The sequence below is a fragment of the Pelomonas caseinilytica genome (assembly GCF_021353235.1).
Taxonomy (GTDB): Bacteria; Pseudomonadota; Gammaproteobacteria; order Burkholderiales; family Burkholderiaceae_C; genus Pelomonas; species Pelomonas caseinilytica.
The window spans coordinates 193,027-215,282 of the sequence record NZ_JAJTWT010000007.1; the positions used below are offsets into that span (position 1 = coordinate 193,027).

The following is a 22,256-nucleotide window of genomic DNA, read 5'->3' on the forward strand; positions in this document are numbered from 1 at the left end:
CGGGCCGCTCAGTCCGGCTCCCGGCAGCGGTGGATCTCGATGGTCGCGTGCACGATCTCCTCGTGCACCGACAGCCAGGCGCGCACCTCGTCGGGCGTGAGCGCCTCGGCATGCGTGACCAGGCTGAGCGCGCAGGCGTAGCTGGACCGGCCCACGCGCCAGACGTGCAGGTCGGCGATGGCCGTCTCGGTGGCGGCGCCGCGTTCGGCGACGACCTCGCGGATCTCGTCGACGACGGGGTGGTCCATCTCGCGGTCCAGCAGCACCTTGCTGGTCTCGGCCACCAGCCCCTTGGCCCAGACGGCGACGATGACGGCGCCGGCGATGCCCATGACCGGGTCCAGCCAGGCCCAGCCCAGCCACCAGCCGCCGGCCAGGGCCGCGATGGCAGCGACCGACGTCGCCGCATCCGCCACGACGTGGAGGTAGGCGGATTTCAGGTTGAGGTCGTGGCCATGGGCATGCCCGTGGTCGTGGTCATGCGAATGACCGTGCCCGTGCCCGTGGTGGTGGGCCGCCCCGAGGATGGCCGCGCAGCCCAGGTTCACGAGCAGGCCCAGCACCGCGATGGCCAGGGCCTCGGGGTAGTGGATGGGTGCCGGCTGCAGCAGCCGCTCGACCGAGCCGTACAGCATCAGCGCCACGACGACGAGCAGGAAGACGGCGCTCGCGAAGCCGCCCAGTACCTCGATCTTCCAAGTGCCGAAGGCGTAGCGAGGGTCCCGGGCATGGCGGCGCGCGGTGGCGTAGGCGAAGGCGCTCAGGCCGATGGCCACCGCATGGCTGCTCATGTGCAGGCCATCGGCCAGCAGCGCCATGGAGTTGGAGAACCAGCCCGCGGCGATCTCCACGGCCATGGTGGCCGCCGTGATCCACATCACCAGCCGCGTGCCGCGCTCGGCGGCAGCGTTGCCGCTGTCGAAGACATGCTCGTGCTGCCAGGGCGTGAGGTCGCGGGTATGCATGGAAGTGGCCGGTTCGGGGGACGGCGCCATTGTCGGCCGCCGTGCCCCCGCCGGCGCCTGGCCATCGGGGTTCACTAAACTCTCGCCCTTTTTCCCCGCGCGCCGCCCGGCGCCGCTTCGGCCCGCATGCAAGCCCTCCCACCGCAGACACCGGCAGCCGCCGCGGCACCCGAGCCGCTGGCGCGGCTGCTGCTGCAATGGGGCGTGGCGCCGGTGGCCGCCGCCCCGGTGCCCGAGCGCCTGGGCGGCTGGCTGGGCTGGGCGGATGCCATCGCCCTGTCCCAGGTGCTGACCACCGCGCCGGGCACGGCGGCCGACGCCGCCGCGCGCCGCGAAGCCCTGGACTGGGCCCATGCCGCGCTGGACCGGCTGCAGGCCGAGGCCGCCGCCGGCTTCGACGACGCCGAGCTGGCCCGCGACGCCGTCGAGCCGGCCCCCGAGGGGGTGCCCCTGGCCGACCTGCTGGCGCCCTTCCGCCTGCACCACAGCCAGCAGCAGCGCGCCATGGCGGCGCGCATCGCCACCCTGCGCGAGCGGCTGCGGCCGCGCCTGGCCGAGGCCTCGGGGCCGCTGGCCCGCCTGGCCCAGCTGGACGCCGTCTTCGAGCGCGCCCTGGCGGCCCAGGAGCGCAGCCAGCTGGCCGGCCTGGCCGCCCTGCTCGGCCGGCGCGCCGAGGCCCATCACGCCGCCGACGCGCGCGGCTGGCGCCGCCGCCTGTGGGCCGACCTGCAGCGCCTGCTGCGGGCCGAGCTGGATCTCCGACTTCAACCGGTGCTGGGCCTGATCGAGGCCCTGCACGACGACCGCCCCCGATGAACCGTCTCCTGAACGCCCTCTACCCCTTCGCCCTGGTCGCCGGCCTGGCCGGCATCGCAGGTGCCGCGCTGGCCGCGAGCCGACACCACCCGGTGGCGCTGGCGATGACGCTGCTGATCGCGGCCTTCTACGCGCTGGGCGTGGTGGAGTTGAGCGCCTTCCGGCGCGCCAGCCGCGAGTTGGACACGGCGCTGGCCGCCGAGCCGACCGACACCTGGGTCGACACCTTGCCCGCCGCCGTGCGCGCGGCCGTGCAGCAGCGCCTGGAAGGGCTGCGCGTGGCGCTGCCGGGGCTGTCGCTGGCACCGGCCCTGGCCGGGCTCCTCGTGCTGCTGGGCATGCTGGGCACCTTCATCGGCCTGGTCATCACGCTCAGCAGCACGGCCTCGGCCCTGGGCCAGACGGCCGACCTCGCCGCGCTGCGCAACGCGCTGGGCGCCCCGGTGCAGGGCCTGGGCCTGGCCTTCAGCGCGAGCGTGGCCGGCGTGACGGGCTCGGCCATGCTCGGCCTGATGGTGGCCCTGGCGCGCCGCGAGCGCGCCGCCGTGTCGGGCCGGCTGGACGTGGCCCTGCTCGCGCGCCTGCGCCCGCTCACCGCCGCGCACCGCCGCGCCGTGGCTGAGGAGGCCGCGCGCGCGGCAGCCACCGAAGCCGCGCGCCAGCAGCAGCTCGAACTCGTGGCCCAGCTGCAGGCCTACGCCCGCGACATCGGCGACCAGCTCGCCGCGCAGAACCGCCAGTTCCACGGCGAGACCCACCAGGCCTTCACGGCGCTGGCCACCAGCGTCGACGCCACGCTGCGCCAGAGCCTGACCGAGAGCGCCCGCCTGGCGGGTGCGGCCATCCAGCCGGCGGCCGAGGCCGTGATGGCCGGCATCGCCCGCGAGGCCTCGGCCCTGCATGAGCGCGTGGGCACGCAGGTGGCCGAGCAGCTCGGCCACGTGGCGGGCCGCTTCGAGGCGGGCGCGGCGCGCATCGCCGAGCAGGGCGAGGCCGCCCTGGCCGCCCAGGCCGCCGCCTTCGCCGAGCAGCGCGACGCCGCCCTGCAGCAGCTCTCGGCCACCCAGGCCGCCACCCAGCAGGCCGTGGACCGGCTGGCCGAGCGCAGTGCGGCCGAGGCGCAGGCGCTGCTTGCCGCCCTCGCGGCCACGGCCGAGCGCCATGCCGCGCAGACCCAGGGTCTGCTGGATCGCATCGCCGACGCCCAGGCCCGCCAGCAGGCGGCGCAGGCCGAACAGAACGCCCAGCGCGCGGCCGCCCAGGCCGAGCACGAGGCCCTGCAGCGCATGGCGCTGGCGGCGGAGCGCCAGGCTCTGGCCGAGGAGCGCAGCGCCAACGAACGCCTGCTCGCGGCACAACGCGAGGCCGCCCAGCAGCTGTTGGCCGACAGCGGCGCGCGCGCCCAGAACGCCCTGACCGAGCTGACCACGGGCTTTGCCACGCAGACGCAGGACCTGCTGGACCGCATCGCCGAGACGCAGACCCGCCACGCCGCCCTGCAAGGCGAGCTCGACGCCCAGCGACGCGCCGAGGCTCGCGCCGAAGCCCAGGCCCTGACCGAGCAGCGCGAAGCCAACGAACGCCTGCTGGCCGCGCAGCGCGACGCCGCGCAACAGCTGCTGGCCACCAGCGGCGAGCGCGCCCAGGCGGCGCTCGCCGAGCTGACCGCCCGCTTCAACGACCAGACCCAGGCCGCCATCGCCGCCATCGCCCAGGCGCACGGCGAGCTGCAGACCGCCCATGCCCGCCACGACGCCGAGCGCCTGGCCGCCTGGCGCAGCGAGCTGCAGTCGGCCGGCGCCACGCAGCTCGCCCAGCAGCAGCAGCTCGCCGACGGGCTGCTGACGCACACGCGCGACCTCGTCGCCCAGGCCGAGGCGCAGGCCCGCAGCACGCTGACCGAAGCCGGCGCGCTGCTCAAGGCGGCCGGCGAGGCGCCACGCGCCGCCGTCGAGGTGGTTGCCGCGCTGCGCGAGCAGCTGGCGCAGAGCCAGGCGCAGGACCGCGCGGCGCTGGCCGAACGTGCCGAGCTGATGCAGACGGTTTCGACGCTGCTGGCCTCGCTGCAGCAGGCCGCGGGCGAGCAGCGCGCGGCGCTGGATGCGCTGATCACCGGCGCCGCCTCGCAGGTGGACACGCTGGTGGGCCGCTCGGCCCAGCAGCTCGAGGCGCTGGGCCAGCGCCTCACCGAACAGGCCGGCGCCACCGGCCAGGCCCTGGCCGAGGCAGCCACCACCATCGCCGCCAGCGCCGCCGAGATGGGCAGCCTGGGCGAAGGCTTCGGCGCCGCCGTGGCGCAGTACGAGGGTGCGAACACCCACCTCGTGCAGCACCTGGCCGCACTGGAAGAGCGCCTGGCCGGCGCGATGGCGCGCAGCGACGAGCAGCTCGGCTACTACGTGGCGCAGGCGCGCGAGGTGATCGACCTCTGCCTGGGCTCGCAGAAGCAGGTGCTGGACGCGTTGCAGGGGGCCGCCGCCCATGGATGAGCCGCTGGAGATCGAGCAGGAAGGTGTCGGTACGCCCGCCTGGGCGGCCTTCGGCGACCTGATGGCCGGCGTGCTCGGCGCCTTCGTGCTGGTGCTGGCTGCGGCGCTCGTGGGGCAGCTGGACCTCGCCAACAAACTGGAGGCCGAGGTGGCCCAGCGCCAGGCCGAGCAGGCGCGGCGCGAGGCGCTGGAACGGGCGCTGGCCGGCCCGCTGGCGGACGGCCGCATCACGCTCGTGGAAGGCCGCATCGGCATCAGCGGGGCGGTGCTGTTCGCCATCGGCTCCGACCAACTGCATGCCGACGGCCGGGCCCTCATCAAGAGCCTGGCCACGCCGCTGCGTACCTACCTCGCGCAGCGCGACGAGATCCTGATGGTCAGCGGCTTCACCGATGACCGCGGCCTCATCACCGGCAAGGGCGCCCCGAAGTTCGCGGACAACTGGGAGCTGTCGGCCCAACGCGCACTCACCGTGGCCCGCGCGCTGATGGCCGAAGGCCTGCCGCCCGACGCCGTGTTTGCCGCCGCCTTCGGGCCGCAGCAGCCGGTGGCTTCCAACGACGACGCGGCCGGCCGCGCGCTGAACCGGCGCGTGGAGATCGCGCCCACGCCGCGGCCGCGCCACGCGACAGCCACTGCAGCGTCCGCCCCGTGAACCACGACGCCCTGCACGACCCGCTCGCCTGGGTGCAGGCCCGCACCGAGGCCGACCCGGTGCGTCAGCGCGTGCTGGAAGGCCTTGCCCGCCGGGCGGCGGCGCAGTCGGGCGCTCTGCGCGAGCGCCTCGTGGCCCGGCTGATCGCGCGCGCCGAAGCGCCCACGACGGCGCCGGCCGCGCCGCGCAGCTCGCCCGCACCCCGGCCGCTGGCCGAGCTCGTCGCGCAACTGCAGGCCACCGGCACCGAGCTGCGCCAGGTGCACGCCCACGAACGCACCTGGCGCGCGCTGCGGCTCACGCGCCGCATGGCCGAAGTCAGCGCGCCCGTGCCCGAGCACCTCGGGCCGTTGAACAGCCAGGTGCTGGTGGCCCGCGCGCTGCAGGAGCTGCAGACGCTGTCGCCCGGCTACCTGCAGCAGCTGCTGACCCAGCTCGACATGCTGGCCGCGCTGGCGCCGCTGCAGGCCGCCGAGGGCGGCGCCGACAAACCTGCACGCAAGGCAGGCGCCAGGTCCGCCGCCAGCAAGACGCCCAGCCCCCGGCGCCGCTGAGCAGGCCCGGGCGTTGCTGCGCTGCAGCACGCCGCCATGCCACCTGAAAACGGGTCAGGCGATTCCTTATTGGAATGGCGTTTCAAAAAAACGAACATGCGTTTCGTTTAGCGCATCCGCCTCGTCTGGAGGCCTCGACCGTCCCTGCCGACGGTGCGGTGCAGCCCTCGCGCTGCCTCGCTGATTCCTGTTGAAGCCCTGCCGGCCTCGACCCGCGCTGACGCCGCGCCGCCCCACGACGAGGCGGCCCATCCAAGAGCATCAACAGGAGACCAACCATGAACCCGACTCTGAAGAACCGCCCCCTGCACCGCCTCTGGCAGGGTGTCCTTGGCCTGGCCCTTGTGGCCGTGGCCGGCAGTGCCGCCGCCGCCCCGGGCGTGCGCACGGTGCCGGCCTGCACCAAGGTCAACGTCAGCACCACCATCGACGTGCCCGCCGGCACGACCTGGGACGGCCTCGCCAAATACGGCAAGTGGGTCTGCCTCGTCGGCACGGCGTCCAACATGAAGGGCACGCAGAGCGAAAGCCAGATCCCGATGTTCAAGCTGAACAACGGCTCCACGGTGAAGAACGTCGTCATCGGCGACGGCTCGCTGGGCAGCGGCACCAACCTGGCTGCCGGCGGCGCCGACGGCGTGCACTGCTACGGCCAGTGCAACATCACCAACGTCTACTGGGCCGACGTGGGCGAAGACGGGGCCACCGTCAAGAAGCTCAGCGGCGTGACCAGCAAGCTGACCATCAGCGGCGGCGCGGCCTTCAAGGCGGCCGACAAGCTCTTCCAGCACAACGGCGACGGCACCCTCGTCATCCAGGACTTCTACGCCGACAACATCGGCAAGCTCTACCGCTCCTGCGGCAACTGCTCCACGCAGTACGCGCGCAAGGTGACGGTGTCGGGCGTGCGCCTGGGGCAGGTCAACGTCGCAGGCCTGGGCGTGAACAGCAGCTACGACAGCAAGTCGGGCATCGCCGGCCAGTACGACGTGGCCACCATCACCGACCTCGTTTACGGCGGCTCCAAGCCCAAGTGCGAAGGCTATGTCGGCACCGGCAAGGGCTACGAGCCGGTGAAGGACACCAGCAGCGGCAACGTCGCACGCGCCTGCGTGTTCAAGTGATGGCCTTGCGTCCGCTGGCCTGGTTGTTGGCCGCGGGTGCGGCCGGTTGGGGCGCGCTCGCCCTCACCGAGGAGCCGCCCGCGCCGGCGGCCGCCGTGCCGGCGGACGCTCCCCCGCGCACGCCCAGCCCCGTGCTGCAAATGATGGGGCTGGCGGCGCCCACGACGACCACCACGGCAACATCCGCGCCCGCCGCGGACACGGACACGGGCGCCGAGGCACGGCTGCTGGACGACCTGGTGCGCCACCGCGAGGCGGCGTTGCCGGCGCTCGAAGCCTTCGCCCGCACCTGGCCGGCACGGGCGCTGGCGCTCTACGACGGCCTGCTCACCCGCTGGGCCGCGCTGCGCCTGCACGCCCAGGCCATGCAGGCGCTGGACCGTGCGCCGCTCGCCGAGGACATGCGCGAACGCCTGCGCCAGCAACTGCTGGAGCGCTGGGCCGAGACCGCCCCCGACCAGGCCGCCCGCTGGGCCCTGAACACCGCCGGCCAGGCCGCGCGCCTGGCGCCCTTGCAGGACCGCTGGCTGCAGCAGGACGCCCGCTCGGCCACCGTCTTCGCCACGCAGCTGCCGCCCGGCGCGCTGCGCCAGGCCCTGCTCGATGAGGGCCTGTCCCGCTGGACGGCACAAGACGGCGCCAGCGCCCGCGACTGGCTGCGCTCCATGGCCCCGCTGCCCGAGCTGGACGCGGCGATCGCCCAGCATGCCGCCAGCGACGAACTGGCCCGCGAGGCGCCCGCCGAGGCGATGGCCCTGGTGGCGCGCATCGCCTCGCCCGAGAAGCGCTGGCAGGCCTGGCAGACGCTGGCGGCTCATCTGCATGACATCGACCCAACGCAGACGGCGCACTGGCTCGCGCAGGCGCCGGGCCTGACGGTGCTGGAGCAACAGCGGCTGCTCGACGGGCAGCGCTCAGGCCCAGGGGCCGTCGATTAAAGCGCGCGTCTCCTCGACGGCGATGCGCCACATGGCCAGCACGTCTTCGTCCGGCCGCTCGTAGGCGCCGCCGAAGTTGCCGTCGCCCGCGAGTTCGCGCGCCGCCGCGGGGGACAGCACGGCGTAGCGCTGGTAGTCCACGGGCGGCTTGCGGCCTTCGGGCTGGGCCACGCCGGGCAGGCGCGTCCACGGCAGGTTCTCCATCCAGGAGGCGTGGGCGGAATGCGGGTCGACGGCCTTCACATGCGCCATCGTCTTCGGCGCGTTCCACCAGTTGTGCAGGCGCACGCGGGTGCGCGGGTGCGCCGCCATCCATTCGAGCGCCGCGGCCGCCACGGGCTGGTTGCCGCCGTGGCCGTTGACGATGAGGATGCGGCGAAAGCCCTGGTGGTCCAGGCTGTCGAGCAGGTCCTGCACCACGCGCAGCATCGTGTCGGCCTTGAGCGTGACGGTGCCGGGGTATGCCATGAAGCCCGGCGTGATGCCGAAGGGCAGCACCGGGAACACCGGCACGCCCAGCGGCTCGGCGGCCTCCACCGCCACGCGCTCGGCGAGGATGGCGTCCACGGCGAGGCTGAGGTAGGCATGCTGCTCGGTGCAGCCGATGGGCAGCAGGCAGCGGTCGTCGCGCCGCAGGTAGGCCTCGACCTGCATCCAGTTCATGTCGGCGATCTTCATCGTTCACTCCCGGCGGGGCAGGCCGGCATTCTGGCCAGTTGCACGCAAACGGCGCCATCACCTGCGCTCATACCCGCATGGCCGTCCGACATGGGCCCTGCGGGCAGGCCCCGGGGGCAGGGGCGCGTGTGCGCTGCAACAATGCCGCATCCGGCCCAGCCCCTCCGACGCATGAAGCCTTCCCTCGCCCGCGCCCTTGCCGCCGTCGCCACCCTGGTGCTGGCCGCCTGCGCCAGCGTACCGACGCCCCCGGCCGTGCCCGGCACGGCCACGCCGCCGACGACGGCGCCTGGCGCGCAGCCGCCGGCCACCGCCGTGCGCCCGCCCAACATCGACCGCAGCTACACCTCGCTCAACCAGGATAGCCGCGCCCTCTACATCGTGCTGCACTACACGGTGCTGGACTGGGAGAAGTCCCTGAAGGTGCTGACGACCGGCGGCCAGGTCTCGGCCCATTACCTGGTGCGCGACAACCCGGTGGCCAGCTACGCCCTGGTCGACGAGAACCGCCGCGCCTGGCATGCCGGCGCCAGCTACTGGGCCGGCAACACCAACCTGAACTCGGCCTCCATCGGCATCGAGATCGTCAATCCCGGCTACACCGACACGCCGGCCGGCCGCGTCTACGCCCCCTTCCCTCAGGCCCAGGTGGACGAGGTCATCGCCCTGGTGCGCGACATCCAGAAGCGCCATAACGTCCGCCCCGAGCGCATCATCGGCCACGCCGACATCGCCCCCGGCCGCAAGCAGGACCCGGGGCCGCAGTTCCCCTGGAAGCAGCTGGCCGACGCCGGCCTCATCCCCTGGCCCGACGGCCCGATGGTGATGCTCAAGACGCTGGAGCACGAGGTCGCGCCGCGCGACGCCGCCTGGCTGCAGGACCGGCTCGGCCGCATCGGCTACAACGTGTCGCGCTCGGGCCAGATGGACGCGATGACCAAGGACGTCGTCTCCACCTTCCAGATGAAGTACCGGCCAGGCGACATCTCCGGCACGACCGACGCCGAGACGGCCGCGCTGATCGAGGTGGCCTCCACGCCCGGCGGCATGCATGTGACCGGCGCGACTGAGGGCGAGACGCGGCCCTACACCTCGCGCTGGTAGGCCCCACGGATGCTCGGCTTCCTGCTCAAACGCCTGGCCACGCTGGTGCCGACACTGATCGGCATCACCCTCGTCGCCTTCGGCCTGATCCGCCTCGTACCCGGCGACCCCATCGAGGTCATGATGGGCGAGCGGCGCCTCGACCCCGAGACGCATGCCGCCCTGGTCAAGCGCATGGGTCTGGACCAGCCCCTGCCCGTGCAGTACGCCGACTACGTGGGCAAGCTGCTGCACGGCGACCTGGGCCAGAGCCTGGTGAGCCGCGAGCCGGTCAGCAAGGAGTTCGCCGCCCTCTTCCCGGCCACCGTGGAGCTGGCGACTGCGGCGCTGATCTTCGCCGTGGGACTGGGCCTGCTGCTGGGCGTGAGCGCCGCCCTCAGGCGCGGCTCGCTGCTCGACCAGGGCGTCATGGGACTGGCCACGGTGGGCTATTCCATGCCGGTGTTCTGGTGGGGCCTCATCCTCATCATGTTCTTCTCGGTGCAGCTGGGCTGGACGCCGGTGTCGGGCCGCATCGGCATCGAGTTCGACCCCGAGCGGGTGACGGGCTTCATGCTCATCGACGCCTGGCTCGGCGGCGAAGAGGGTGCGTTCAAGTCGGCCGTCATGCACCTGATCCTGCCAGCTCTGGTGCTGGGCACCAGCACGCTGGCGGTGGTGGCGCGGATGACGCGCTCCAGCATGCTGGAGGTGCTGCGCGAGGACTACGTCCGCACGGCGCGCGCCAAGGGCCTGTCACCGGCGCGCGTGGTCGTCGTGCACGCGCTGCGCAACGCGCTGATCCCGGTGCTGACGGTGGTGGGCCTGCAGACCGGCAGCCTGCTCGCCGGCGCCGTCCTCACCGAAACCATCTTCAGCTGGCCGGGCATCGGCAAATGGCTGATCGACTCCATCGCGCGGCGCGACTATCCCGTCGTGCAGGCCGGCATCCTGATCTCGGCGCTGACCTTCATCGGCGTGAACCTGGTGGTGGACCTGCTGTACGGCGTGGTGAACCCGCGCATCCGCGGAGGTGGCCATTGAGCGCCGTGCCGACCGAACGCCAGCCCCCTGGCCCCCTGCGTGAGTTCTGGCTCGGCTTCTCGGCCAACCGCGGGGCGCTGGCCGCCCTCGTCGTCTTCGCGTCGATCGCGCTGGCGTCACTGTTCGCGCCGCTGCTGGCGCCGCACGATCCCATCGAGCAGTACCGCGACTTCATGCTGACACCGCCCGTCTGGGCCGAGGGCGGCAGCACGCGCTTCCTGCTGGGCACCGACGAGCTGGGCCGCGACATGCTGAGCCGGCTGCTGCACGGCGGGCGGGTGTCGCTGGGCATCGGGCTGTCGGCGGTGCTGATGTCCCTGCTGCCCGGCGTGCTGCTGGGGCTGCTGGCGGCCTTCTTCCAGCGCTCGCTGTCGCCGGCCATCATGCGCGTGATGGACATCGTGCTGGCCTTGCCGGCGCTGTTGCTGGCCATCTGCGTCATCACGGTGCTGGGGCCGGGCCTGGTCAACACCGTGATCGCCATCGCCATCGGCGCGCTGCCGGGCTATGTGCGCCTCACGCGCGCCGCGGCCCTGGCCGAAACCGGGCGCGACTACGTGACGGCCAGCCGCGTGGCCGGCGCGAGCGTGTGGCGTCTGATGTTCGTCACCGTACTGCCCAACTGCATGGCCCCGTTGATCGTCAACGCGACGCTGTCGTTCTCCTCGGCCATCCTGGAGACGGCGGGCCTGGGCTTCCTGGGCCTGGGGGTGCAGGCGCCGACTCCGGAGTGGGGGACCATGCTGTCCGCCGCACGGGACTACATCACGCGGGCGCCGTGGGTGGTGACGCTGCCGGGGCTGACGATTCTGGTGACGGTGCTGGCGATCAACCTGATGGGCGATGGGCTGCGGGATGCGCTGGACCCGCGGTTGAAGAAGGTGGCGTGATGCTTGCTCGTTGTGTTGGGTTCATGCCCAAGCCCAGCCGGGAGTTCGCCCCGGCGGGCAACCTACTTTCTTGTGTCGACAAGAACGTAGGCAAAGAAACGACCCCTGCAAAACCGCCCACCCGCGCAGCGGGTGGGTCCCCTGCGATGCTCGAACTCCGAGGCCAGCGCCAAACTCCCTTCGCTCACTGCGTTCGCTACGGTCAGACAGTGGCGCTGAGTCAGTTCTTGAAGCGCGCTGCGCGCGCGCCTCGGAGTTCTGCGCTTCTCGGCGGTTTAGAAGGGGAGAGCCCGAACTGCCAACAGCCGAACAGCCAGGGCGCCTATCGCAGCGACCGTGCCCCCGAGGTATTTCGTCTTACCCCCTTTAGCGCCGCCGAGGAACGGAAAGCCTTGAGGCGGCGTGCGCAGCACGCTTCAACAACTGACTCCGCGCAACTGTTTGACCGGAGCGTAGCGAAGGGAGTTTTGCGCGGCGCCTCAAGGCTTGAGTACCGCAGGGAACCCCGCCGCGAAGCGGCGGGGCGGCGCGGTCGGGGGGAGCTCTTTGCCTACTTTCTGGCGGGACAGAAAGTAGGTCGCCCGCGGGGGCGAAATCCCCGCACGGTGCACCGAGCGACAAGGCGCCCAGCAAAAGCAACCGGGTGCCTCCCATGAGCCTCCTGACCATCCGCAACCTGCGCGTCACCTTCGGCGCCTTCCCCGCCGTCGACGGCGTCGACCTGACGCTGGACAAGGGCGAACTGCTCGGCATCGTCGGCGAATCCGGCTCCGGCAAGTCCGTCACCATGCTCGCCCTGATGGGCCTCGTCGACCCGCCCGGCCGGGTCACCGCCGACGCCATCGAGTTCGAAGGCCGCGACCTGCTGAAGCTCTCGCCCCGCGAGCGCCGCCAGCTCGTCGGCCGCGACGTGGCCATGGTGTTCCAGGACGCCCTCACCAGCCTCAACCCCAGCTACACCGTCGGCGCCCAGATCGCCGAAGTCCTCAAGGCCCACCTCGGGCTGCGAGGTTCGGCGGCGAAACGCCGCGTCGTCGAACTGCTGGAGCAGGTGGAGATCCCCGACGCCGCCAACCGTGCCAACGCCTACCCCCACCAGCTCTCCGGCGGCATGAACCAGCGCGTGATGATCGCCATGGCCATCGCCTGCGGCCCCAAGCTGCTCATTGCCGACGAGCCCACCACCGCGCTGGACGTGACCATCCAGGCCCAGATCATGGCGCTGCTGCTCAAGCTCCAGCGCGAGCAGGGCATGGGGCTGATCATGATCACCCACGACCTCGCCGTCGTGGCCGAGATGGCCCAGCGGGTGGCCGTGATGTACGCGGGCCAGGTGGTCGAGACCGGTGCCGTGCCCGCGCTGTTCGAGGCGCCCCGCCATCCCTACACGAACGCACTGCTCGCCGCGATTCCCGAGCACAACAAGGGCGCGCGGCGCCTGTCGGCCCTGCCCGGCATCGTGCCCGGCGCGCTGGACCGGCCCGCGGGCTGCCTGCTGGCGCCGCGCTGCCCCCGCGTGCACGACCGCTGCGTGGCCACGCGGCCGGCGCTGGAGGCCGGTGTGCGCTGCTTCTACCCGGTGGAGGCTGCCGCCCATGTCTGAGCTCCTCCTGGAAGCCACCGACCTCGCCAGGCACTACAGCGTCAGCCGCGGCCTCTTCAAGCCCAAGGCGACGGTGAAGGCGCTCAACGGCGTCAGCTTCACGCTGGCCCCGAAAAAGACCCTGGCCGTCGTCGGCGAGTCCGGCTGCGGCAAGAGCACGCTGGCTCGGCAGCTGACGCTCATCGAGCCGCCCACGCGCGGCTCGCTCAAGATCCGCGGCACCGACGCCGCCACCGCCGGCAAGGCCACCCTGCACGCCCTGCGCCGCGAGGTGCAGATGGTGTTCCAGAACCCCTTCGCGTCGCTGAACCCGCGCAAGACCATCGAGACCACGCTGGCGGAGCCGCTGCTGATCAACACGCCGCTGTCCGCCGCCGAACGCCGCGAGCGCGTGGCCGCGCTGGCCGCCAAGGTAGGCCTCAGGCCCGAGCACCTGCGCCGCTACCCGCACATGTTCTCGGGCGGCCAGCGCCAGCGCATCGCCATCGCGCGGGCCATGATCCTCAACCCCGGCATCGTCGTCGCCGACGAGCCGGTGTCGGCCCTGGACGTGTCCATCCAGGCCCAGATCCTCAACCTCTTCATGGACCTGCAGGAGGAGTTCGGCACGGGCTATGTCTTCATCTCGCACAACCTCAGCGTCGTCGAGCACGTGGCCGACGAGGTGATGGTGATGTACCTCGGCGCGGCCGTGGAGATGGGCGAGATGAAGCGCCTCTTCGCCGCACCGCTGCATCCCTACACCCGTGCGCTGATGAGCGCCACGCCGGCCCTGCGCCAGGCAGACCGGCGCGAGCGCATCGTCATCCACGGCGAGCTGCCCAGCCCACTCAACCCGCCCACCGGCTGCGCCTTCCACAAGCGCTGCCCGCTGGCCGTGCCGCGCTGCAGCCAGGATGTGCCGGCGCTGCGCGAGGTGGACGGCCGCCTCGTCGCCTGCCACGTGGTCTGAAACCGCCCCTCGCCCATCCTCGCGTCGCTGAACGCGAGCGAGTCTGGTCGGTCCCCCGCGGGGACGGCGATGCTTGCGGCATCGAGCCGCAATCACATCGCCAGCGCGGGCCGGCTCGGGAGCGGCCCAGCGCTCGGCCCGCAACATACCCGCTTCATGTGTTGCAGCAGCCGCTGATGCGGAATCGACAACCGAGATGACCCGCGCCGCATAACCGCGGCACATGGCCCGCCGACATACCGTCATGTTCAGAGTGTTGTTGCCGTGCCGACTTCACGGGCAGGCCCCGTCGCAGGCCGCACGCGGCGTCGCAAGAATCTTTGCGACCCAGCAACGTGCGGAGACACAACCCATGAAATTCCAGCCCACCCCGGTGAGCCTCGGCCTGGCCGGCCTGCTCCTCACGATGCAGGGCGCCGCCCTGGCCCAGCAGGCCGCCGCTCCCGCGGAGGCCGCCTCCGCCCCCAAGACCCAGGCGTTGGAGGCCGTCGTCGTGCGCGGCATCCGCGCGTCCAACGAGCGGTCGCTGCTGATGAAGCGCGACGCCTCGGCCAACGTCGACGTCATCACCGCGCTGGACGTGGGCAAGATGCCCGACAAGAACCTGGCCGACTCGCTGCAGCGCGTCGTCGGCCTGGCCGTGCGCAAGGACTACGACGAGGCCGAGAAGGTGGCCATGCGCGGCGCCAACCCGGACATGAGCCTCATCCTGTTCAACGGCCATACGGTCAGCGGCGGCGACTGGTACCTCGCCGACCAAAGCAGCAGCAGCCGCAGCACCTCGCTGAGCCTGATGCCCTCGTCGGTGCTGAACGCCGCCACCATCTACAAGACCTCGCAGGCCAACATCGCCGACGGCGGCCTGGCCGGCACCATCAACGTGACGACGCGCAAGCCGCTGGACGAGCCCCAGCGCCTGGGCGGCCTGATCAGCGCCGGCACCGTCTATGCCGACCTGCCCGGCAAGAGCAGCCCGCAGCTCAATGCCAGCCTGAACTGGAAGAACGAGGCCAACACCCTGGGCCTCATCACCCAGCTCTTCGCCGAGAAGCGCTATGTGCGCCGCGACTCGGTCTCGCGCCTGGGCTACGGCGCCAACTCCGGCTGGGACGTCATCAATACCGCCACCATGCTGGGCGTCACCGACGCCTCGCTGGCCGGCTCGGGCTACAAGGCCGCCGACCTCAACGGCGTGCGCCTGCCGGGCAGCCTGGCCTCCGAGTTCGTCGAGGGCGTGCGCGACCGCAAGGGCGGCATGCTGGCGCTGCAGGTGCGGCCCACTGACACGCTGGACCTGGGCGCCACGGGCTTCTACTCGAAGATGAACGCCGCCAACTTCGGCCGCGCCACGATGGGCGCCATCAACAGCATGCTGCGCGGCCTGGCCGGGTCGACGGGCGAGACCAACGTCTTCACCAACTCCAACGGCCAGCGCGTCTACGCCCAGATCAAGAACCCCGTCGTCGTCGAGGAGACCACGCTGTACGGCGACAAGCTCAAGGTGCTGAAGAGCGCCGACATCGTCTTCCCCGACGGCACGACGCCGCAGTACGTGGGCAACTCCGAAGGCTTCTACCGCAGCGGCGCCGCGGCCAGCAGCGGCTTCCTCGACTTCGACGCCAAGTGGCAAGCCTCCAAGGACCTGGTGCTCAAGGGCCTGTTCAGCACCACGCGCGGCGTCGGCACGACGGAGATGGACCGCGGCCTCACCTATGCGCGCTACGGCACCGGCATCTCCTATGCACTCAACGGCGTGCACGAGGCGCCCGACCTGAAGTACGTCGGCGCGGGCACCGGCGCGACGCCGGCCCTCAACCCGGACGGCAGCGGCTACAAGCTGGTGTCGCGCAGCCTGGCCAACAAGTACAAGACGGTGGACCGCGAGAAGAGCCTGGCGCTGGAAGGCGAGTACACGCAGGACAGCGGCATCTTCAGCTCGCTGAACTTCGGCCTGCGCTATGCCGACCACCACCGCGACTTCCGCCGCACCATCAAGGCCATGCATGCGGCCTTCAACCCGCTGACCGACACGCCCGACCCCTCGCTGGCGGTGTCCTACCCCGGCGACTTCGGCGCCGCGCTGGGCGGCGGCAACTGGGAGCGCACGGGCTTCTATTTCCCGCGCGACTTCCTCGTCGGCTACTTCGACAAGGCCATCAAGGAGACCACGCCGGAGTTCGAGCGCTACGTCGCCTCGGAGATCGAGCTGCGCGAGCAGCAGAGCGCCGTCTTCATGATGCAGAACCTGGAGGGCGACAAGGGCTGGTGGTCAGGCAACATCGGCTGGCGGCTGGTGCGCACCCAGGTCGATGCCATGGCCCCCAATCCCGTGCCGGCGGGCAAGTGCCAGCGCATCGAACCGGGCAAGCCGGTGGTGCCCTGCGCGGCCTACCCGGGCGCCATCGTGACGGCGGGCGACGCGGTCCCCTACTTCGACAACACGCCCTGGAACCCGGCGGCGGGCACGCTGTACTACAAGACCCGCACCAGCCGGCGCTTCGACAACCTGCTGCCCAGCCTCAACCTGCGCGTGGAGCTGGCCAAGGACCTGGTCGGCCGCTTCGGCGCCAGCGAAACCCTCGGCCGCCAGAACTACAACCTCTACGGCGCGGCCTACGGCACGCCGAGCTGCAGCACGGGCGTCTGCCTGGTGTCGGGGCCCAATCCCAACCTCGAGCCCATGACCTCGCGCAACGTCGACGTGTCGGTGTCCTGGTTCTTCGCCAAGCGGGCGCTGCTGGGCGTGAGCCTGTTCGACTCGATGATCGACGGCTACGCCAAGACCGGCACCGTGCGGCAGGACGCCACCATCGACCTGACCGACCCCAACACCGGCGTGACCCGCACCTACTTCATCACGACGACGGGCCAGCAGAAGGCGCGCATCCGCGGCATCGAGGTGAGCTACGAGCAGCCCATCGGCGCGGGCTTCGGCTTCCAGTCCAACGTGAGCGTGGCCGACACCAAGGTCGCGGACGGCCGGCCGATGCCGGGGGTGTCCAAGTATTCGGCGAACCTCGGCGGCTACTTCGAGAACGACAGCTTCAGCGTGCGCCTGGTCTACAACTACCGCGGCAAGTACGTGTCGAGCACGACGGCCCCGTCGCCAACGACGAACAGCCAGGGCAACACCGTCATCAACGGCGTCACCATGCCTGCCGCGCCGACCATGGCCGCGCCGGTGAGCAACCTGGACCTGTCGATCAACTACGACATCAACAGCCAGCTGCAGCTCGCCTTCAGCGCGACCAACCTGACCAACCCGGCCCGCGCCCAGTACCGCTACAGCGAGCTGGAGCAGCAGAAGCTGGACGTGTCGGGCCGCCAGTACTACCTGGAGGCCCGCTACAAGTTCTGAGCGGGCGGCCGGGCGGCACCCGCGCGAGGGCGCGGGTGTCAGCGCAACGTTCAGTTCGGGCGGCGCTTGGTGGTCTGGTTGCCGATCACGCCACCCGCCGCAGCGCCGACCGCGGCGCCGGTGGTGGTGCCCGTCAGCACGCCACCAACGACCGCGCCGGTGGTGGCGCCGATGACGGTGTTGCGGTCCTTGCGGGACATGTCGGCGCAGCCCGTCATCGCCAGCGTCGCCGCGGCGACCAGGGACAGGGCGGTCAGCCGCCAGTAGGCGGTGCCGGGGCTGGAAATGATGTCGAGGGTGCTCATGGAAGACTCCTTCAGGGAGGAATTCGCATGAGTGAACTTTCGGCGGGTGCGCCCGTCCGCGGAGCCAGCGCGTGGGCCGCCGGGGTGTCGGACGGCGCCGACCGGAAATGAAAGAGCCACCCGACGGGGTGGCTCCGGTGTCCGACGCGAAGGTCGGATTGGGTCAGGCGAGGCTCAGGACTTGGGCGCCGAGGCCGCGTCGGCCATGCACTTCTTCATGTGGCTCTTGGCGGCGGCGCCGTGCAGCTTCTTGTCGGCGGCGGACTTCTCGCAGGCGGCGCTGGGAGCGTCGGCCATGGGGGCGGAGGCGGCACCGGCGGCAGACAGGCACTCCTTCATGAAGGCCTTGCGGTCGTCGCCCTTCTTGCCCTGGGTCTTGGCCTCGGCGTTGCAGGCCTTCATCTTGTCTTGCTGGGGAGTGGCCTGGGCTCCGAGTGCCACGGCGGCACAGGCGATCAGGATGGCGAGTCGTTTCATCGGGGGCTCCTTCGACGAAGGTGGTGGGGGGGTGGCCGGATTCAAGCACGCGCCCCGAGGGCTGCCAAGCCACTGAAGGCCGGCTGTCAGCATTTCACAAGATGCGGCGCGGGTGGTGCAGGGCCTCGTGGGCCGCATGCAGGCGCCGCACCAGCACGCGGATGAAGGCGCGGTCGAAGCGGTGCTGGCACTCGGGGCTGAGCTGCATCACCGACTCGGGCGTGAAGCAGATGGTGGTGCACTCCTGGCTCACCTTGATGTCGGTGCTGTGGCGGCGCAGGTCGGGGTTGGGCGCGAGGTAGGCCATCTCGCCCACCGAGGTGCCCTGGCCCAGCGTCGCCACCAGCCGCCCCTCGCGGAAGACCTCGACCTCCCCCTGGGCGATGATGTGGAAGCTGTTGCCCTCCTGGCCGCGCTTGAAGAGGGCGTGGCCCAGTGGATAGCGCTTCCAGCGCGCGCGCCGCACCACCTCCCAGAGCTGCACGTCGCCGAAGTCGGCGAAGAACTCCAGCGAACGCAGCAGGTTGAAGCGCTCGGAGTCGCGCACCTCGCCCAGCCGGTTCAGCGGCACCTGCTGGCTGGACACCAGGGCCGACAGCGCCTGGGCGAAGCTGTCCCAGTCGGGGAAGCGCTCCTGCGGGCGCTTGGCGAGGGCGCGCTGCACGACGGCGTCCAGGGCCTCGCTGACACCCTCGCGCTGGCCAATCAGCGGCAGGGGCGGCTGGTGGTAGATCTGGTGCATCAACGCCATCTGGTGAGGCGCGTCGAAGGGCGGGCGTCCGCAGATCAGGTGGTAGAGCACGGCGCCCAGGGCGTAGATGTCGGCCCGGCAGTCGACGTCGCCGCCCTCGATCTGCTCCGGCGGCATGTAGGCCAGGGAGCCGACGCGATGGATCTGGGTCGAGTCGGCGTGCAGGTTCAGGGCCGAGCCGAAGTCGCTCACCTTGACGTCCACCACCTGCCCCGAAGCGTCCAGCACGGCCAGCAGGTTGGCGGGCTTGACGTCGCGATGGATGACGCCCTGGCGGTAGACATAGCCCAGGGCCATGGCGCACTTGAAGCCCAGCTCGACGATCTGGTCCAGCGCCAGCAGGCGGTCGCTGCGGCAGAAGTGCTTGAGCGTGACGCCCGGCACGTACTCCATGACCAGATAGGGGGAGGTCGCCTCGGCCACGGCGTCGAGGATGGCGACGACGTTGGGGTGGTTGAGCCGGCCGGCGAGCGCCGCCTCGGCGCTGAAGAAGCGGTTGCTGAAGTCGCTGGCGGGCGCGTCCGCCGGCGGCGCCCAGGCGCGCATGCGCTTGATGGCGACTTCCTGGCCCTGGAAGGGGTCGCGGGCCAGGAAGACGTCGCTGGTCGCCCCCTCGCCCAGGCGCCTCAGCACGTGGTAGCGGCCGATGCGGGAGGGCAGGTCGTCGGCGGATGCGGTCACGCGCGGCATGATACGGGCCGCTCCATGGAGGACCGGCCCTTGTTCTCGCACATCTACCTCGGCACCCGTGACTTCGATCGCGCCCTGGCCTTCTACCGCCCGCTGCTGGCGGGCCTGGGCATCGCCGAACGCTTCTGCGACCCCACGCGGCCCTGGGCCGGCTGGCAGAGCACGCCCGGGCCGCGCCCGCTGCTGCTGGTGGGAGCCCCCTTCGAGGGCGAGCACGAGCCGGGCAACGGCCAGATGGTGGCCCTGCTGGCCGCCACCCGCGCCCAGGTGGACGCCGCCCACGCCACGGCCCTGGCCCACGGCGGACGCTGCGAAGGCCCGCCGGGACTGAGGCCGCACTACCACGCGAACTACTACGGCGCCTACTTCCGCGATCCCGACGGCAACAAGCTCTGCGTGGCTTGTCACGAACCGACGGCCGGCTGAGTCAGCGCGGTGGACGGCCCATGCGTTCCAGGATGCACGAGGCCTGCCTCCTAAAATCGCCGCCATGATCCAAGCCAAGCAGGCGCTGCTCGCCGCACTCGCCGACTCCCTCCACGAGATTGCCCCCGACGCGAAAGCCGTCGCCGCCTTCGAATCCCCCAAGCAGGCCGCCCATGGCGATTTCGCCTGTACCGCCGCCATGCAGCTGGCCAAGCCGCTCAAGGCCAACCCGCGCGAACTGGCCACCCGGCTCATCGCGGCCCTGCAGGCCAGGCCGGCCTTCCAGACCTGGGTGGAATCCCTGGAGATCGCCGGCCCGGGCTTCATCAACATCCGCCTCAAGCCGGCCGCCAAGCAGGCCGTCGTGGCCGAGGTGCTCACCGGCGGCAGCCGCTTCGGCCACCGCCCGGCCACGGGCAAGCACGTCATGGTGGAGTTCGTCTCCGCCAACCCCACGGGGCCCCTGCACGTCGGCCACGCCCGCCAGGCGGCCCTGGGCGACGCCCTGTGCTCGCTCTTCCAGAGCCAGGGCCACGACGTGACCCGCGAGTTCTATTACAACGACGCCGGCGTGCAGATCGCCACGCTGGCCAACTCCACGCAGATGCGCCTGAAGGGCTTCAAGCCCGGCGACGCCGAGTGGCCCGAGGCGGCCTACAACGGCGACTACATCCAGGACATCGCCGACGCCTTCCTGCGCAAGGAGACGGTGAAGGCCGACGACCGCGAGTTCACCGCCTCGGGCGACGCGGACGACCTCGACGGCATCCGCCAGTTCGCGGTGGCCTACCTGCGCCACGAGCAGGACCTGGACCTGCAGGCTTTTGGCCTCAAGTTCGACAGCTACTTCCTGGAAAGCAGTGTCTACGCCGGCGGCCAGCTCGAGCGCACGGTGCAGCGCCTCGTCGACAGCGGCAAGACCTACGAGCAGGACGGCGCCCTGTGGCTGCGCACCACCGACTACGGCGACGACAAGGACCGGGTCATGCGCAAGAAGGAGGGGGGCTACACCTACTTCGTGCCGGACGTGGCCTACCACATCAACAAGTTCGAGCGCGGCTACACGCAGTGCATCAACATCCAGGGCACGGACCACCACGGCACCATCGCCCGGGTGCGCGCCGGCCTGCAGGCGGTGAACCTGGGCATTCCGCAGGGCTTCCCCGACTACGTGCTGCACAAGATGGTCACGGTGATGAAGGGCGGCCAGGAGGTCAAGATCTCCAAGCGCGCCGGCAGCTACGTGACGCTGCGCGACCTGATCGACTGGACCAGCCGCGACGCCGTGCGCTTCTTCCTCATCAGCCGCAAGGCCGACACCGAGTTCACCTTCGACGTGGACCTGGCCCTGAAGCAGAACGACGAGAACCCGGTGTTCTACGTGCAGTACGCGCATGCGCGCATCTGCTCCGTCATCCGCAAGTGGGGCGGCGACCTCGCCACCGTCGGCAATGCCGACCTCGCCCTGCTGACCGCCCCGACGGAAGAGGCGCTGATGCTCAAGCTCGCCGCCTACCCCGACATGCTGGCCGGCGCGGCCGCCGGCCTGGCGCCGCACGACGTGGCCTTCTACGCCCGCGACCTGGCCGGCGCCTTCCACTCCTACTACGCTGCCGAGCGCGTGCTCGACCAGGCGCCCGAGCTCAGCCGCGCCCGCATCGCCCTGCTGGCCGCGACGCGCCAGGTGCTGGCCAACGCCCTGGGCATGCTGGGCGTGAGCGCCCCCGAGCAGATGAGCCGCGACACCCCTGACACTTCGGAGACCGAATGACTGCTGCCTCCAAACCCGCCGGCAACAAGACCCCGAGGGGAGGCCAGAAAGGCGGCTTCGTCCTGGGCCTCATCGTCGGCCTGCTGGTCGGCCTGGCCATCGCCCTGGGCGTGGCCCTCTACATCACCAAGGTGCCCATCCCATTCGTGAACAAGGTGCCCCAGCGCACGGCCGAGCAGGACGCCGCCGAGGCCGAGCGCAACAAGAACTGGGACCCGAACGCCCCGCTGGCCGGCAAGGCCGCCGCGCGCAGCGCCAGCGGCGTGGTCAACATGCCGCCGCCTCCGACCACGACGGCCAGCGAGGCCGTGGCCGCCGCCAGCGCCGCAGCCACGGCCACCCTGCCGCCGCCGCAGCCGGCACGCCCGGCCGCCCGCGCCGAGGCGCCTGCCGTCGCGCCCACCCCGGCCCCCGCACCCGCCACCACCGCGGCGGCCGGCGACGCCTATGTCTACTACGTCCAGGCCGGCGCCTTCACGCGGCCCGAGGAGGCCGAGACCCAGAAGGCCAAGCTCGCCATCCAGGGCTTCACCGCCAAGGTCATGGAGCGCGAGCAGAACGGCCGCACCGTCTACCGCGTACGCCTGGGGCCGATGGACACCCGCGACGCCGCCGACGACCTGCAACGCAAGATCGAGGGGGCCGGCTTCGAGGCCAACCTCGTTCGTGTACAACGCTAACTCCCTG

The 22,256-nt window shown here is 71.5% G+C and carries 20 protein-coding genes; 15 read left to right on the top strand and 5 right to left on the bottom strand.

What is annotated here, in order from left to right; translation table 11 throughout:
- Positions 1-8: 8 nt before the first annotated feature.
- Positions 9-965: a CDF family Co(II)/Ni(II) efflux transporter DmeF gene (dmeF, locus tag LXT12_RS17680; protein WP_233393602.1), complete on the bottom strand. Its 957-nt coding sequence runs from the start codon at positions 963-965 to the stop codon at positions 9-11.
- A 126-nt stretch (positions 966-1,091) separates the two neighbouring features.
- On the opposite strand from dmeF, the gene LXT12_RS17685 reads away from it, so the two are divergent.
- The 6 genes from LXT12_RS17685 to LXT12_RS17710 all read left to right on the top strand — a co-directional run bounded on the left by LXT12_RS17685 (position 1,092) and on the right by LXT12_RS17710 (position 7,541).
- A complete protein-coding gene (locus tag LXT12_RS17685) occupies positions 1,092-1,781 on the top strand; it encodes a DUF3348 family protein (protein WP_233393603.1) in 690 nt (229 codons plus the stop codon).
- Positions 1,778-4,270, top strand: coding sequence for a hypothetical protein (locus LXT12_RS17690; RefSeq protein WP_233393604.1), 2,493 nt, complete (start codon positions 1,778-1,780; stop codon positions 4,268-4,270). The genes LXT12_RS17685 and LXT12_RS17690 overlap by 4 nt, the downstream gene beginning before the upstream one ends.
- Positions 4,263-4,925 (top strand): OmpA family protein, encoded by a 663-nt coding sequence (locus LXT12_RS17695; protein ID WP_233393605.1) that lies wholly within the window; start codon positions 4,263-4,265, stop codon positions 4,923-4,925. The genes LXT12_RS17690 and LXT12_RS17695 overlap by 8 nt, the downstream gene beginning before the upstream one ends.
- Complete coding sequence (locus LXT12_RS17700) at positions 4,922-5,479, top strand: DUF2894 domain-containing protein (RefSeq protein WP_233393606.1); 558 nt, start codon at positions 4,922-4,924, stop codon at positions 5,477-5,479. Before LXT12_RS17695 ends, LXT12_RS17700 begins: the two co-directional genes overlap by 4 nt.
- A 278-nt stretch (positions 5,480-5,757) precedes the next feature.
- Complete coding sequence (locus LXT12_RS17705; RefSeq protein WP_233393607.1) at positions 5,758-6,603, top strand: pectate lyase; 846 nt, start codon at positions 5,758-5,760, stop codon at positions 6,601-6,603.
- Positions 6,603-7,541, top strand: a complete 939-nt coding sequence (locus LXT12_RS17710; protein WP_233393608.1) for a hypothetical protein — start codon at positions 6,603-6,605, stop codon at positions 7,539-7,541. Before LXT12_RS17705 ends, LXT12_RS17710 begins: the two co-directional genes overlap by 1 nt.
- On the opposite strand, the gene LXT12_RS17715 is transcribed toward LXT12_RS17710, so the two are convergent.
- Positions 7,518-8,219 carry a creatininase family protein gene (locus LXT12_RS17715; RefSeq protein WP_233393609.1) on the bottom strand — a complete coding sequence of 234 codons (702 nt, stop codon included), beginning with the start codon at positions 8,217-8,219 and terminating at the stop codon, positions 7,518-7,520. The two genes, LXT12_RS17710 and LXT12_RS17715, sit on opposite strands and share 24 nt — an antisense overlap.
- A gap of 171 nt (positions 8,220-8,390) precedes the next feature.
- On the opposite strand from LXT12_RS17715, the gene LXT12_RS17720 reads away from it, so the two are divergent.
- From LXT12_RS17720 to LXT12_RS17745, 6 genes are all read left to right on the top strand, one after another.
- Positions 8,391-9,323, top strand: a complete 933-nt coding sequence (locus LXT12_RS17720) for an N-acetylmuramoyl-L-alanine amidase (RefSeq protein ID WP_233393610.1) — start codon at positions 8,391-8,393, stop codon at positions 9,321-9,323.
- Positions 9,324-9,332: 9 nt separating this feature from the next.
- Positions 9,333-10,346, top strand: a complete 1,014-nt coding sequence (locus LXT12_RS17725; RefSeq protein ID WP_233393611.1) for an ABC transporter permease — start codon at positions 9,333-9,335, stop codon at positions 10,344-10,346.
- Positions 10,343-11,236, top strand: a complete 894-nt coding sequence (locus tag LXT12_RS17730) for an ABC transporter permease subunit (RefSeq protein ID WP_233393612.1) — start codon at positions 10,343-10,345, stop codon at positions 11,234-11,236. The genes LXT12_RS17725 and LXT12_RS17730 overlap by 4 nt, the downstream gene beginning before the upstream one ends.
- Positions 11,237-11,888: 652 nt before the next feature.
- Complete coding sequence (locus tag LXT12_RS17735) at positions 11,889-12,839, top strand: ABC transporter ATP-binding protein (RefSeq protein WP_233393613.1); 951 nt, start codon at positions 11,889-11,891, stop codon at positions 12,837-12,839.
- Complete coding sequence (locus tag LXT12_RS17740) at positions 12,832-13,791, top strand: peptide ABC transporter ATP-binding protein (RefSeq protein WP_233393614.1); 960 nt, start codon at positions 12,832-12,834, stop codon at positions 13,789-13,791. Before LXT12_RS17735 ends, LXT12_RS17740 begins: the two co-directional genes overlap by 8 nt.
- Positions 13,792-14,143: 352 nt before the next feature.
- Positions 14,144-17,149 (top strand): TonB-dependent receptor, encoded by a 3,006-nt coding sequence (locus LXT12_RS17745; RefSeq protein WP_233393615.1) that lies wholly within the window; start codon positions 14,144-14,146, stop codon positions 17,147-17,149.
- 50 nt (positions 17,150-17,199) lie between these two features.
- On the opposite strand, the gene LXT12_RS17750 is transcribed toward LXT12_RS17745, so the two are convergent.
- From LXT12_RS17750 to LXT12_RS17760, 3 genes are all read right to left on the bottom strand, one after another.
- Entirely contained in the window at positions 17,200-17,454 is a 255-nt protein-coding gene (locus LXT12_RS17750; RefSeq protein ID WP_233393616.1) for a glycine zipper domain-containing protein, read from the bottom strand.
- A gap of 174 nt (positions 17,455-17,628) precedes the next feature.
- Positions 17,629-17,931 (bottom strand): PsiF family protein, encoded by a 303-nt coding sequence (locus LXT12_RS17755; protein ID WP_233393617.1) that lies wholly within the window; start codon positions 17,929-17,931, stop codon positions 17,629-17,631.
- Between the two features lie 94 nt (positions 17,932-18,025).
- A complete protein-coding gene (locus LXT12_RS17760) occupies positions 18,026-19,372 on the bottom strand; it encodes a serine/threonine-protein kinase (RefSeq protein WP_414708811.1) in 1,347 nt (448 codons plus the stop codon).
- A gap of 30 nt (positions 19,373-19,402) precedes the next feature.
- Here LXT12_RS17760 and LXT12_RS17765 point away from each other — a divergent pair, with 30 nt between their 5' ends.
- The 3 genes from LXT12_RS17765 (at position 19,403) to LXT12_RS17775 (ending at position 22,249) form a co-directional block, all read left to right on the top strand.
- On the top strand, positions 19,403-19,798 hold the full coding sequence (locus tag LXT12_RS17765) for a VOC family protein (protein ID WP_233393619.1): 396 nt from the start codon (positions 19,403-19,405) through the stop codon (positions 19,796-19,798).
- Positions 19,799-19,862: 64 nt separating this feature from the next.
- Positions 19,863-21,569 carry an arginine--tRNA ligase gene (gene argS, locus LXT12_RS17770; RefSeq protein ID WP_233393620.1) on the top strand — a complete coding sequence of 569 codons (1,707 nt, stop codon included), beginning with the start codon at positions 19,863-19,865 and terminating at the stop codon, positions 21,567-21,569.
- On the top strand, positions 21,566-22,249 hold the full coding sequence (locus tag LXT12_RS17775) for an SPOR domain-containing protein (RefSeq protein ID WP_233393621.1): 684 nt from the start codon (positions 21,566-21,568) through the stop codon (positions 22,247-22,249). The genes argS and LXT12_RS17775 overlap by 4 nt, the downstream gene beginning before the upstream one ends.
- Positions 22,250-22,256: the final 7 nt, after the last annotated feature.

What these genes read in the sequence shown, in the direction of transcription:
- LXT12_RS17735 (WP_233393613.1), top strand. Translation starts at nt 11,889, where the DNA reads ATGAGCCTCCTGACCATCCGCAACCTGCGCGTCACCTTCGGCGCCTTC.
- LXT12_RS17720 (WP_233393610.1), top strand. Translation starts at nt 8,391, where the DNA reads ATGAAGCCTTCCCTCGCCCGCGCCCTTGCCGCCGTCGCCACCCTGGTG.
- LXT12_RS17710 (WP_233393608.1), top strand. Translation starts at nt 6,603, where the DNA reads ATGGCCTTGCGTCCGCTGGCCTGGTTGTTGGCCGCGGGTGCGGCCGGT.
- LXT12_RS17740 (WP_233393614.1), top strand. Translation starts at nt 12,832, where the DNA reads ATGTCTGAGCTCCTCCTGGAAGCCACCGACCTCGCCAGGCACTACAGC.
- LXT12_RS17760 (WP_414708811.1), bottom strand. Translation starts at nt 19,372, where the DNA reads ATGCCGCGCGTGACCGCATCCGCCGACGACCTGCCCTCCCGCATCGGC.
- argS (WP_233393620.1), top strand. Translation starts at nt 19,863, where the DNA reads ATGATCCAAGCCAAGCAGGCGCTGCTCGCCGCACTCGCCGACTCCCTC.
- LXT12_RS17750 (WP_233393616.1), bottom strand. Translation starts at nt 17,454, where the DNA reads ATGAGCACCCTCGACATCATTTCCAGCCCCGGCACCGCCTACTGGCGG.
- LXT12_RS17775 (WP_233393621.1), top strand. Translation starts at nt 21,566, where the DNA reads ATGACTGCTGCCTCCAAACCCGCCGGCAACAAGACCCCGAGGGGAGGC.
- LXT12_RS17690 (WP_233393604.1), top strand. Translation starts at nt 1,778, where the DNA reads ATGAACCGTCTCCTGAACGCCCTCTACCCCTTCGCCCTGGTCGCCGGC.
- LXT12_RS17715 (WP_233393609.1), bottom strand. Translation starts at nt 8,219, where the DNA reads ATGAAGATCGCCGACATGAACTGGATGCAGGTCGAGGCCTACCTGCGG.
- dmeF (WP_233393602.1), bottom strand. Translation starts at nt 965, where the DNA reads ATGCATACCCGCGACCTCACGCCCTGGCAGCACGAGCATGTCTTCGAC.
- LXT12_RS17685 (WP_233393603.1), top strand. Translation starts at nt 1,092, where the DNA reads ATGCAAGCCCTCCCACCGCAGACACCGGCAGCCGCCGCGGCACCCGAG.
- LXT12_RS17725 (WP_233393611.1), top strand. Translation starts at nt 9,333, where the DNA reads ATGCTCGGCTTCCTGCTCAAACGCCTGGCCACGCTGGTGCCGACACTG.
- LXT12_RS17695 (WP_233393605.1), top strand. Translation starts at nt 4,263, where the DNA reads ATGGATGAGCCGCTGGAGATCGAGCAGGAAGGTGTCGGTACGCCCGCC.
- LXT12_RS17745 (WP_233393615.1), top strand. Translation starts at nt 14,144, where the DNA reads ATGAAATTCCAGCCCACCCCGGTGAGCCTCGGCCTGGCCGGCCTGCTC.
- LXT12_RS17705 (WP_233393607.1), top strand. Translation starts at nt 5,758, where the DNA reads ATGAACCCGACTCTGAAGAACCGCCCCCTGCACCGCCTCTGGCAGGGT.
- LXT12_RS17755 (WP_233393617.1), bottom strand. Translation starts at nt 17,931, where the DNA reads ATGAAACGACTCGCCATCCTGATCGCCTGTGCCGCCGTGGCACTCGGA.